The organism is Paenibacillus sp. OAS669, assembly GCF_014873645.1.
GTDB lineage: Bacteria > Bacillota > Bacilli > Paenibacillales > NBRC-103111 > Paenibacillus_S > Paenibacillus_S vulneris.
In genome coordinates, this window is sequence record NZ_JADBDR010000008.1 from 198842 (window position 1) to 211200 (window position 12359).

Below are 12359 nucleotides of genomic sequence, written 5' to 3' on the forward strand. Positions count from 1 at the left end.
GGATAGGGATAAGATCCTGGTAATAAAAATAACCAAGCACCTTCCATAGGATGATTTTTGCTGGAGCCATCTGACAGCTCTGCGTCATCTTCTGGAGGTGCTTTTGTTATACCTTCCTATTGCTGTTCATACATTAGCTGCTGCTTACCTGACGGAATTTCATAAAGCTGCCTACACGCCAAACACAGATGTACATATAGGCCATAAGCATAGTCAATACGGTGAATTCCGTATAATCCAGACCTTTAAAATATTGGGATAAGCCCACCCTGATCAAGATGACCGCGATGATCACGTACTTGAAGTTTTTGTTGCGCTTGGCATAGATCAAACCGTCCTCGCGCCTCTCATACCCGGTGTGATAGAGCATAATACTGCCTAGAGCGATGCCGAGAACGCCGGCTGTCACCATCTCCCAAATCGCAGGAAGCTGAAACGGGTGATCGGGGATTTGGGTTAAGGAACGGATTGAAAAGCCGAAAACGACGAGAAGCAGGACCGGAGGAAGCAGCATGCGATAGCCTTTACTCCGTATGGGCTTATCTTGGCGCCGGGATCTGAGCCAAACGACAAGTACGATGACTACAGCGATGATGATGAATTGGATTAGCGTTTGAGTCGTCATAATCTACCCCCAATGTAAGGTTATTGTGCAAAGTTGGTGCAGGTATTATTCAAACGGTCGCCCTGCGCAGCAGTGCATAGGAAGCCAATCCGTAGAGGATTGCCACAATTGCCAGGCAGCATAGGAACAAGGCAAAATGACCGGCGACCCAGAGAGTGATTGCTACCCATAGCTTGTAGTGAGTTAATAAGAGCGCAAGGGCGCTAAGAAGGATTAATACAGCCGCGAAGAAAGTAAATAATCCTGTCGGGCCAAAACGGCGATGAACACTGGATATGGCAAACCCAAGAAAATGCTGATGCAGCAGGAGAACGAAGTAAATCACAAAATGCCCCAGGATGCTGACGGTCTCCATGAAAGGAAGGTTGAAAAAATGCATTCTGACCCCCCAGCCATCTGTCGCTTGTTCCACAAAGGATAATAAGCTCAGCAGCAGAGCCGATGCTATATTGACAATTAACGCGGCTAAGGAAGTACCTAGAAAGTAATCGGTTCTCCGTACGCTCATGCCTAGTGCAAACGGAAAGGTATGAGCTATGGTGACCGCTCCGATAATGGTAATGCTTATGAATATCGATATAAGACCGCCGGTATAATACGACTCTCGGTTATTGATCAAATAGCTAATAAACACGTTAATAAGAAAGCTTGAAAGCAGAATGGCCCAAGGGAGAAGGATTGATACCCATTTGTCTCTTAAATGCATTTTGGTTATGGCTGAAACACGATTCATCAGGCTTCCACCGCCTTATTATCGAATTTGCCGTTGGTGAGATGAACGATCAGCTGCTGCAGGGATACCGGAGCAAGCTCCAATCCTAGAGCCGCCGCACGATTACGCTCCTCTTCACTCAAACTCCCCATGATGGTAGCTGTTACTAACGCGCCGAACGGCTCGCGTGAGATCGTTTGTTTACCGGCAATGAAACTATCGACTACAGAAGCCAGGCCTGCCACGGCAACCGCTTGCCCGCGCAGCGCTTCCGCATCTTCGTCCAGAATCAGCTTCCCTTTATCAATGACGATGACATGCTCCAGCATGCGGCTGACTTCATCGATCAGATGGGTAGATAAGATAATCGTTCGAGGGAAAGCCGTGTAATCCTCAATCAATCGATCATAGAACAAGCTCCTGGCAACGGCATCAAGCCCCAAATACGGCTCATCAAATATAGTCAGCGGTGCCCGGCTGGCGAGGCCGATGACAACACCTACCGAGGAGAGCATTCCTCTCGACAGCTTCTTGATTCTTCGCTTCAGGGGAAGCTGAAATTCCTCGATCAGCGAATAGGCAAACTCCTCATCCCAATTCGGAAATAGATCTGGAGCAAGCTTTAGGATGTCTTCAATTCTGTAGTGTTCCGGATACTTCTGGCTTTCCTTGATGAAGCAAATTTGACTTAGAACACGGTTATTTTCATAAGGGGCCTCTCCGAATACTTTCACATCCCCGGTTGTAGGGAACAGCTGTGCGGTGATCATATGCATGATCGTCGTCTTTCCGGCGCCGTTCCTGCCGAGCAGCCCGTATATTTTGCCGGATTCGATGACAAAACGGATATCATCGACCGCTTTGACGCCGCCATAAGATTTGCTAAGTCCTTGAACCTCAACAGCATGGCTCATGAATGGGCATCCCCTTTCTGGATCATCTCCGACAACTGTTCCTTTGTGATCCCAAGCTTCTCCGCTTCCCGGATCATCGTCACGACAAACTGCTTATAAAATTGATGCTTTCTTTTTTCCAGCAATTCTTTGCGGGCTCCTGTCGATACAAACATGCCGATCCCTCGCTTTTTATACAAAATTCCTTGATCCACCAACAAATTGACACCTTTAGCGGCCGTAGCCGGATTGATCTGGTAAAAGGAGGCGAACTGATTCGTTGAAGGAACCTGCGATTCTTCGGGCAGCCGCCCTTCAACGATGTCGTCCTCGATTTTTTCGGCAATTTGCACGAAGATCGGACGGCTGTCGTCTATCATCCCCATAATGTACTCACCAACTCTCCATTACCAAACTGGTTAATTACTCATGTAACTAACCATACAAGTGATGAGCATATTTGTCAATAAGCTTTTAACTATTTTGACGGTGAAGCAGGGGAGGAACGAAGCCGAGCTCGCTTTGACTTTCATGATTCATAGCTTTAAATATTGATTGACAGGTTGGAAAAATGAGCCTATATTATTTTTAGTATCGTTTTCGTGTGCGCACACGGTGCTATTATAGATTCATTCTGCGCAACTGAGCTAGGAGGCTTTATGGGAGTTACGATTAAGGACATTGCAGCTCTATGCGGAGTATCTCCCGGTACGGTAGATCGTGCCTTGAATCATCGGCCGGGAATCAGCGAGAAAACCAAAGCACGCATCCTTCAGGTCGCCGAACAAATGAATTATCAGCCCGATCATATGGCGAGAAGCTTGGCCAAAGGAAGAACGATGACGATCGGCGTGGTGCTGTTCGATTTGTATAACCGTTCCTTCTCCCAGCTGATGAATTCGATAGAAGCGGCTTCACGGCAGCAAGGCTACTTTGTCGATCTGGTATTAACGAACAAGGATCCGGAGAACGAGAAGAAATGCATCGAGCACTTGCTTCTCCGCAAGGTGGACGGCATTATCATTTTTGCTATTAATCAGGGAGAAGCTTTCAACGATTATTTAAAAAGCCTGAGCATCCCTGTCGTTACGATCTGCAATTATGTATCCGACGACTGGAGCTACATCGGAATTGATGACCGGCAGGCGATGAAGGAAGCCGTACGATATATTTGCCGAAAGCAATACGAGCGGTTCATCTATGTATGCCCGCCGCTGGCGTACCGGGGAAAAACAAACATCTATACGCAGGAAGAGCGGCTCGCGGGCTGCCTCGAAGGGCTCAAGGAAAGCGGGATCGAGGCGCAGCCGACCGTTATCACGGACAAGGATTATATAGGGGCTATCAGCCGGATGGACTTTGGAAGCGGGACGAAGACGGCGATCATTTGCTCGTGTGACATCTACGCTTTGGAGGTCATGAATCATTTGAAGGGCAGAGGTATTCGCATCCCTGACGATGTCGGACTTATGGGCTTCGATAATATTGATGTTTTGAAATATGTCTCGCCTGCTTTAACTACAGTAGAATACGCCGTAGAAGAATTCGGTTCCAGAGCCGTACAATGCGTGATCGAGCAAATCGAGCAGGGAACCCGCACGCCTGTACCGCGGCTCCCGTATCAAGTCATTACCGGGGATTCGACCTGATCCGGTTCTTTTTGGCTTTAACGTGCACGCACACGGAGATTATAGAGGCTTGCTTAGAGGGATGTGCAGCAAATACAACACGATTCTGGATGTCCCGAGCAGGAATTTCTTTTTCATCATTTCGTGTGCGCACACGGTCAAATATACATAGGATATAAAAGGAGGAAGCAAGGATATGAGCAGCAGCAAAGCGACTATGATTTTGGACAAGGACTTCATCATCTCATCTATCGACAAAAGAATTTATGGATCGTTCGTTGAGCACTTGGGCCGTGCGGTTTATGAGGGCATTTATGAGCCGGAGCATCCGCTTTCCGATGAGCAGGGCTTTCGCAAGGACGTCATCGAATTGGTGAAGGAGCTGAATGTTCCGTTGGTACGCTATCCCGGCGGGAACTTCGTATCCGGCTACAATTGGGAGGATGGAGTAGGACCGAAGGAGAACCGCCCCCGCCGCCTGGAGCTCGCTTGGAGAACGATTGAAACGAATGAAATCGGCACGAACGAGTTTGCCGATTGGGCGAAGAAAGCCAATACGGAAGTGAATATGGCGGTTAACCTTGGAACACGCGGAATCGATGCCGCAAGAAATCTGGTTGAATACTGCAACCATCCTTCCGGTTCTTACTGGAGCGATCTGCGGATTTCGCACGGGTACAAGGAGCCTCATAAATTCAAAACCTGGTGTCTGGGCAATGAAATGGACGGTCCTTGGCAAATCGGGCATAAAACCGCCGAGGAATACGGGCGTCTCGCCTGCGAAGCGGCCAAGGTCATGAAATGGGTCGACCCGACTATCGAGCTTGTTGCCTGCGGCAGCTCCAACAGGGGGATGAAGACCTTTGCCGATTGGGAAGCCACGGTATTGGATCATACGTACGATCATGTGGAGTATATCTCGCTGCATACTTACTATGGCAATAAGGATAACGACACGGCTAATTTTGTTGCCCGTTCCCTCGATATGGACGCTTTCATCCGTTCGGTCACCGCGATTTGTGATTACGTAAAGGCAAAGAAACGGAGCAAGAAAACGATCAACCTGTCCTTTGACGAATGGAACGTATGGTATCATTCCCATGATGCCGACCGCAAGCTGGACCCATGGCAAATCGCCCCTCCTCAGCTGGAGGATGTCTACACGTTCGAGGATGCCATCCTTGTCGGCTGCATGCTGATCACGCTGCTTAAGCACTCGGACCGCGTCAAAATCGCCTGCATGGCGCAACTGGTTAATGTTATTGCCCCCATCATGACCCAAAAAGGCGGCGAAGCGTGGAAGCAAACGATTTTCTATCCGTACATGCATACTTCCGTTTACGGTAGAGGCGTCGCGCTAAATCCTATCGTTTCGTCTCCTAAATACGATAGCAAGGATTTCACAGACGTTCCGTACCTGGAGTCGACGGCGGTATATAACGAAGAGAAGGATGAGCTGGTGATCTTCGCCGTGAACCGTCACTTGACCGAATCCTTGTTACTGGAATGCGATGTCCGCAGCTTCAACGATTATCAAGTGGTCGAGCACATCGTGCTGGAAGACGATGATGTGAAAGCAAGAAATACGGTGAATCAATCCAACCGTGTAGCTCCTCATAACCGCGGCAACGCGCAGGTGAAGGATGGAAGAATCGAGGCTTCGTTATCAAAATTTTCCTGGAATGTGATTCGGTTGGCGAAACATACCGTTACTACCTAACTCATAATCAATCCTAAGGTCATCATTAAAACTTATTCCTGTGAACGCGATATGTGAATGGGCAAGGGAAAACCAGGCTTATTACCGGGAAGAACTTAAGTGGCATGAGCATGGCTTGGATTCTACCGACGAATAATTTAGTAGGTCCGTTCGAGATCCTATGTTCCAGAAATATTGCAATCATTTTGTGACCGTCTGGCTGCCCGCGCGCAGCAGGGATTCACGAAAGAACAGATACGAAAGCAGGCCGTGAAGATGGAAGCATGCCACAAACAAAATTGACTTCCTTCCGTGACTACAGAAGAAACATTGCAAAAAGGACATCGCTCTCCTTAGTGGAGAGAGGGTGTTCTTTTTTTCTTCTTGACAAAATCTCCGATTTCGGGGAATGACTATTGACTAATAGGCAAAAACTCATTAAATTATTTACAAGTTATACTATAACTTTACTAGGATTTATATTCGTCGGTAGGGAACATTCGTAAGGCGCCAATATGTTGCCTCGTTTATGTACAAAGGGGGAATTCGGATTCGCTTATAAAGCACGATCTTTCTGTTAAGAAAGCATTGTTTTTATTCTTGAATCCTCGGAGGTAATTTGGCATGAGAAACCAAAAAACAGTCATCATTACATTAGGGGCTCTTGCGGTCGCTATCAACGTGATCGCTGGCACCGTTGTCGGCAGTTTGAAAATTCCGTTTTTGTTTCTGGATACAGTAGGAACGATCTTTATGTCAGCTTTGTTTGGGCCGTTATGGGGGATGCTGGTAGGCATTCTTACAAATCTGGTGCTCGGTGTAACGAAATCGTATACTTCGATTCCATTTGCCGTCGTGAACGCGATTGCCGGTCTTGTTGTCGGCTGGATTTCCGTGAAGCGGGGATATACCCTCTCTTCATCGGTGATTGCAGGTATTATTCTGGGTATTGTATGCCCGGCGGTAGGGTCAGTCATTGCGATCGGCGTGTTCGGGGGATTGACCGGCGGGGCACAGGATATTGCCGTCTTGTGGCTGAAGCAAGCAGGATCGAGCGTATTCACGGCTGCCTTCCTGCCGAGACTGTTCGATAACCTGGTCGATAAAATATTGTCCGCTATTCTCGTTTATTACATTATCAAAGGAATTCCGCAATCGCTGCTAGGCCGTTCCGGACGTACTTTGCCGAAGCGAGGTGTGTCCCATGAAGCGAAGTAAAAAAATCATCGTAGCTTCCCATTGCGTATTGAATCAAAATGCCGTCGTATCTCATGAAGCAAGGAGTCCGGGAATCATGCGGGCGGCTGTAGAGTGGTCCGATGAGCAAGGATACGGGATCGTACAGCTGCCGTGCCCTGAGTTTACCTTCCTTGGGCCGGAACGTCCGCCTATGACGGTAGAGGAGTATGATACACCCGAGTTCCATGCGCATAATCGGCGCATTCTGGCACCGGTCATTGAGCAGCTGAAGGTATATCAGGATCACGGATATGAGATTGTAGGGGGACTCGGGATATCAGGCAGTCCCTCATGCGATCCGGGTAAAGGTGTATTTATGCAGGACCTGCTTGCCCTAGCGTCGGAAGAAGGTGTTCATATCGATTTCTTCTGGCAAATTCCGAACACAGAAGACGGCACCTTTGATCCGAATGATGCGAGAAGCGTATTTGGTTCAACCAGAGCCGGATCGAACGGGTAGAAGGGAGCGGGAACACCGATGATATCGATTCGAGACGTATCTTTTTCTTACTTCGGGGCGGAGTCGGATGAATGGGCTCTGCGAGACATCGATCTCGATATCGCTCCGAATGAATTTATAGCTTTACTGGGCCCGAACGGCTCCGGCAAATCTTCCTTGTCAAGGCTGTTGAACGGGATCGAATTGCCGACGAAGGGAGACATCACGGTTGAAGGCATAAGTACAGCCGATCCAGTAGGGATTTCCGCCATTCGCCGTGTCGTGCAGATCGTATTCCAAAATCCGGAAAATCAACAGGTCGGCGTAACGGTCGGGGAGGATATCGCTTTCGGTCTGTCCAATATCGGCTGGCCGCAGCACGATATCCGGGCGCGAATGGAATGGGCGCTTCAGCTGGTGAATTTGCCGGTGGATGAGGATCGGCTTGTAGCACACTTGTCGGGCGGCGAGAAGCAGAAGCTGGCACTAGCCTCCGTACTGGCGCTCTCTCCCCGGTATTTGATCCTGGATGAATCGACCTCTATGCTCGATCCTATCGCCAGAAGACAGTTCGTCGACATCCTGCATGCGGCTCGCCGGGCACAGCCGTTTGCGGTCATTTATATTACGCATCATTTGGAAGAAGTAGTGAATGCCGACAGGCTGGTATTGTTCGAAAAGGGACGTATCCGTGCGACCGGCAAACCGGAACAGCTGCTGCTGGAGGGAGAACTGCTGGAGGCTTGCGGTCTGGAGCTTCCGTTCGAGCGGAGCCTTGCATTGTCTTTACGCAAAGCGGGCATCCCTATATCGGCTTCTCCCGACCTGGAAGAATGGAGGAGATGGCTGTGAATATAGAGCTGGCAGAAGTTTCTTTCTCCTATAAGAAGCGACGCAGAAACACGAAGGTTACGGAGCTTCCTCTTGTGCTGGATCATGTCAACGTAACGGTTCGGAGCGGGGAAATGCTGGCGGTTGCAGGAAAATCAGGTTCAGGTAAATCTACTTTTATGCAGCTGCTGAAAGGCTTTTTAAAGCCCAGCTTTGGTAGCGTGCTGATAGATGGAATCGATCCGTATGCGGCCAAGCGGCCGGAGCTTTTTGACCGGGTCGGCTTTATTTTTCAATATCCCGAGCATCAGCTGTTCTCCGTCACAGTAGCGGAGGATGTGGCGTTCGGTCTGCGTCACAGCGGTCTTACGCCGGAGCAAAAACACGAGAAGGTCAAGCAGGCCATGAACGCGGTAGGGCTCGATTACGCTACCTATGCGGAGCGCAGTCCGTTCGAGCTGAGCGGAGGAGAGAAACGGCGTGTCGCCATTGCGGGCGTGATCGTACTGGAGCCGGAGATCATCATACTAGATGAACCGACCGCCGGCCTTGATTATCCATCGAGAACCGCGCTCTTCGCTATGCTCCATCAGCTGAATGAGGAGCGGGGCACGACGATTCTTTGGGTCAGCCATCAGCTGGAAGAGATGCTGGAACACGCCTCCCGCATGCTGATATTGAAGGATGGCAGCTTCATAGCCGAAGGAACGCCTGATGTGCTGTTATCCGACAGGGCCGTACTGGATGCGATGGGCTGGGAGCAGCCAGCTGCACTGGCGCTGGCCCAGCTAGTGCTGGACACTCACGGAATTAAGCTTCCGCGTCCTTGGGATGTCAGTGAAGTTGCACCGGTGCTCCTGGATCTGCTTCAGCGCAAAATGAAATCGGATAGCGAGGGGATATCATGGCCGCAGCAAGCTATTTGATTTATCAAAAGAAGAACTCTTGGCTCGAACAATGGGATCCGCGAATGAAGATCGTGGCCGCAATTCTGTTCGCAATAGGTCTTCTTGCATCCCACAACTTGGGTATGAAGAGCTTTATGATCATCCTGCTGATTGCTTTATGGGGGATTGCCAAATTATCTTGGCGGGTGCTGGCCGTAACGACGCTTTCCCTGCTGTTGTTTTTTGCTTCGACGATGGTGTACCAAGCCATGCTTCTTTCGGTGCCAGGGGAGAGGATGATTCAGTGGGGCCCTTTGCAGTTTTCATTTGAAGGGGCCATCAAAGGGATTTTGATGTGCGAACAGATCCTCGGCATCGTAATAGTCTTGTCGCTCGTCGTCAGAACAACCTCACCCATCATATTGGCGGAGGGGCTAGAGCTCTTGTTAAGCGGGCTGAAAAAGTGGAAAGTGCCGATTCACGAAGCCGTCATGATGTTCTCTATAGCGCTGCGGTTTCTGCCGCTTCTGCTAGAGGAATTCGATAAGATTCGTAAGGCTCAGACCGCGCGAGGAGGCGGATTTCACCGCAAAGGGGTGCTGGCCCGGTTTCGTGGAGTCCTGCCGATGCTTGTGCCATTGTTCGTTCTAGCGATCGTAAGAGCCAAAGATTTGGCGACAGCCATGGAATCCCGCTGCTACACGGGGGATGAGGGGCGGACTCCGATCCGCCTCTATCGATTCACATTCCAGGACTACGCGGTACTCGCATCGTCGGTATTGCTTCTTGTTTTGATGGTTTGGCTGTAAGTAGGGCTGCTTCTTAAGCGGGTGTATAGCTGCTTCAGGAGCAGCTTTTTTTTGTATTTACACCATACCGGATTCTTAAGAAATTTGTCAGACTTTTCATCGTACATTTGTTAAAATTATCTTTTACTATAAAGATGACGGGACGACTTGGAGTAGACCCGATACCCTTTACATAGCAAGGTGGATGAAGCTGATGATAACAATGCAAACCTATCATGTGCTGGTTGTGGATGATGAATCGGAAATTCGGGACGCGACTAACAATTGCCCAAGAGGCCCCCTCTCCGAAGGAGGGGCCAAGTGACTTGTTGATGTCCTATTCAATGTAACGATTCCTGCGTCACCATAGAGGTTCTGCGGTATTCGCTTGGCGTCATTCCGGTCCACTTCTTGAACATCCGGTTGAAGGACGTGCTGTTGCGGTAGCCGATCTGCTGGCCAACGTCATTAATGCTGGTATCGGTGCCGGACAGCAGCTCCTGGGCTTTGCGGATGCGGATATCATTCAGATGATCGCTGAAATTTGTGCCGGTCTTCTCCTTGATATACACGGAGAGGTAGGCGCTGGACATGTTCAGCTTATCCGCCAAATAATCCAAGGATAGCTCTTCGCCGTACTTCGTATGAAGATGGTCCATAACGAAGGTAATGATCGGGTCGCTTTCCCCTTTTTTCTCCGTAATCAAGGCTGCTGCCAGCTGGAGCAGGTCACGGTAGGCTTGCTTGTATTCGATAAGCGTGCAGCAGTCCTTCAATTTCTGCATCAGCGGCTTAAGCGCCCACGAATCGCCCTGCTCGATTTTATAAATATCCATAAATTTCCAAACCTTGGCTTCGATCGATTCCGCAAATAGAGTAAACTGCGTAACGCTGGCTTCCTTGCTGGCCATTTCGTCAAGAAACCGCTCAATGAGTAAAATAGCCCCCGTATCATCCCCGGCCTGAAGAGAGGCGTTCAATTCCTGATCCTGCGCCGGGCTTAAAGTAAAGGTAGCGGGGAGCGGACGGCTGCCGAACATGATTTGGGTTTCTTCCACCAGTCTTGCCTGACGAACGATCTCCAGCACCTGGCGGTAGGCGTGATTGAATTGGGAGGAATGCTCGAACCAGGAGCTGACGGCTATAGTGAACAGACTGTAGTCGCTGTCCCGATCGAATACGATCTTAAGCTCCTGCAGCACCTCTTCAATCCATTCCTGCTCATAACGGCCGCTGATAACCGTCAAGATTTGATTCTTCTCCATCTGAAAGGTGTGGCATCCGGGTATTTTCTCCGAGAACATCAGCGAGATATGCTCCCGGAAATAGTAAGCCGCCCGGTCCTGCTTCAGCACCAATTCGTCAAAAGGACCGCTGCGGAATCTTAGCAGGAAGAGCACGATCGTAAAGCTTTCCTCTGCGGCTATGAAATCCTTCCACTCATTGATATCCGTGTTAATGCTTTTCAATTTATTAATGTAATTATAGCTTTTGAGTATCGACTGCTTGCTGGACAGCTCGGTTTGAACGATATTTTTCTCCTCTGCAAGATCGAGTATTTTTTTATGGATAAAGGCGAATTCGCTGATGGAGCTGGTCATATCCGCGCTTTGCCCGTTCACGATGGAGGAGATCAACTGCTTGACCGGGCGGTTGATCCGCTTGCTGTAGAAGAAAGATGCGGCAAGCGCTATCGCGATGGACATGATGAAAATAACCAGCAGAGTAACCATCAGCCGGTTCAGCTGAGCGGCGATAGCGGCATTAGGCACAGCCGTAATATAGGTGAGCCCTTCGCTGTCCTTTTCCTTGAAATAATAGATGCCGTTCTTCAGCTCATAATCCAGGCCGGAGGCAAAGGAAGGAAGCTCTTCGTCCGATTGCTCTCCCGATGAACGGTATATCATGGCCTTGTCCTTATCCAGTATCATGAATTGACGCGAATGATCGTTATCGTCAAAGAACGCCTGCTGCGATTTGCTGATATCCAAATAGGCCGTAACCATATAGCTGCTGTCCGGAAGCTTGAAGCTGATGGGCAGCAGTTCTTTCTTGTCCGGAATGTTCCAGGCGGTCTGAAACCCGGAAGCGGGCAGCAGGGTGAAATTGGACTGCCGGGTTAGCTGGGATTCCCAGAACGATAATGGATAAATCCCGCTCGTATACAGCTGGTTGAACTGATCCTCCGCATTGCTGCTGCCTTCTTTATCGAATGTAATGGAACCGGTGCCGAAATACACGACGATATTATCCAGGAACAGCTGCGGAGTATATACCTCGGTTCGCAAGCCTTCGATAATTTTTTTCCCTTGAAGGTAGTCGACGTCCTTGGACGGTTTGGTCGCCAGCTGCCGGTTAAAGCCCGTTACATCCGTATCGTTATACATTTTATAGAGCACGGACTTGATTCTGGCAAAATGCGTGTTGTAACGCTCCGCTGTATTTTGCAGGCTCAGCCGGTTGAAGCGGATAAGCTCCTCCTGATATTTGCTTTTAAAAAACGCGAACGCAACCATGTTGAACGTGAAGAACAACAGAATGATGACCAAAAAGCTGATAAGAATGGTAAAAAACAAAGAAGTTTTTTTGGTGCGGATTCGTTTCATTCGAGTGACCCC

Annotated in this window: 12 protein-coding genes; 7 read left to right on the forward strand and 5 right to left on the reverse strand. The window is 49.4% G+C overall.

The features are described 5' to 3' along the window. Window positions 1-133 precede the first annotated feature (133 nt). From GGC63_RS19060 to GGC63_RS19075, 4 genes are read right to left on the reverse strand one after another with little or no spacing between them, the layout of a single operon-like run. On the reverse strand, window positions 134-625 hold the full coding sequence (locus tag GGC63_RS19060) for a CcdC protein domain-containing protein (RefSeq protein WP_192703646.1): 492 nt from the start codon (window positions 623-625) through the stop codon (window positions 134-136). Between the two features lie 49 nt (window positions 626-674). Beyond that, window positions 675-1358, reverse strand: coding sequence for a hypothetical protein (locus GGC63_RS19065; protein WP_192703647.1), 684 nt, complete (start codon window positions 1356-1358; stop codon window positions 675-677). Further along, complete coding sequence (locus tag GGC63_RS19070; RefSeq protein WP_192703648.1) at window positions 1358-2251, reverse strand: ABC transporter ATP-binding protein; 894 nt, start codon at window positions 2249-2251, stop codon at window positions 1358-1360. Before GGC63_RS19070 ends, GGC63_RS19065 begins: the two co-directional genes overlap by 1 nt. Then, complete coding sequence (locus GGC63_RS19075; RefSeq protein WP_192703649.1) at window positions 2248-2616, reverse strand: GntR family transcriptional regulator; 369 nt, start codon at window positions 2614-2616, stop codon at window positions 2248-2250. Before GGC63_RS19075 ends, GGC63_RS19070 begins: the two co-directional genes overlap by 4 nt. A gap of 273 nt (window positions 2617-2889) precedes the next feature. On the opposite strand from GGC63_RS19075, the gene GGC63_RS19080 reads away from it, so the two are divergent. The 7 genes from GGC63_RS19080 to GGC63_RS19110 all read left to right on the forward strand — a co-directional run bounded on the left by GGC63_RS19080 (window position 2890) and on the right by GGC63_RS19110 (window position 9762). Then, a complete protein-coding gene (locus tag GGC63_RS19080; RefSeq protein ID WP_192703650.1) occupies window positions 2890-3879 on the forward strand; it encodes a LacI family DNA-binding transcriptional regulator in 990 nt (329 codons plus the stop codon). A 175-nt stretch (window positions 3880-4054) separates the two neighbouring features. Continuing rightward, a complete protein-coding gene (locus GGC63_RS19085; protein WP_192703651.1) occupies window positions 4055-5578 on the forward strand; it encodes an alpha-N-arabinofuranosidase in 1524 nt (507 codons plus the stop codon). A 603-nt stretch (window positions 5579-6181) separates the two neighbouring features. Beyond that, complete coding sequence (locus GGC63_RS19090) at window positions 6182-6775, forward strand: CD3073 family putative ECF transporter S component (protein WP_192703652.1); 594 nt, start codon at window positions 6182-6184, stop codon at window positions 6773-6775. Then, window positions 6762-7256: a CD3072 family TudS-related putative desulfidase gene (locus GGC63_RS19095; protein WP_192703653.1), complete on the forward strand. Its 495-nt coding sequence runs from the start codon at window positions 6762-6764 to the stop codon at window positions 7254-7256. Before GGC63_RS19090 ends, GGC63_RS19095 begins: the two co-directional genes overlap by 14 nt. A gap of 18 nt (window positions 7257-7274) precedes the next feature. Beyond that, complete coding sequence (locus GGC63_RS19100) at window positions 7275-8087, forward strand: ATP-binding cassette domain-containing protein (RefSeq protein WP_192703654.1); 813 nt, start codon at window positions 7275-7277, stop codon at window positions 8085-8087. Further along, window positions 8084-8992: an energy-coupling factor ABC transporter ATP-binding protein gene (locus GGC63_RS19105; RefSeq protein ID WP_192703655.1), complete on the forward strand. Its 909-nt coding sequence runs from the start codon at window positions 8084-8086 to the stop codon at window positions 8990-8992. The genes GGC63_RS19100 and GGC63_RS19105 overlap by 4 nt, the downstream gene beginning before the upstream one ends. Further along, window positions 8971-9762, forward strand: a complete 792-nt coding sequence (locus GGC63_RS19110) for an energy-coupling factor transporter transmembrane component T family protein (protein WP_192703656.1) — start codon at window positions 8971-8973, stop codon at window positions 9760-9762. The genes GGC63_RS19105 and GGC63_RS19110 overlap by 22 nt, the downstream gene beginning before the upstream one ends. A gap of 320 nt (window positions 9763-10082) precedes the next feature. Here GGC63_RS19110 and GGC63_RS19115 read toward each other — a convergent pair whose 3' ends face one another. Next, window positions 10083-12347, reverse strand: coding sequence for a helix-turn-helix domain-containing protein (locus GGC63_RS19115; RefSeq protein ID WP_192703657.1), 2265 nt, complete (start codon window positions 12345-12347; stop codon window positions 10083-10085). Window positions 12348-12359: the final 12 nt, after the last annotated feature.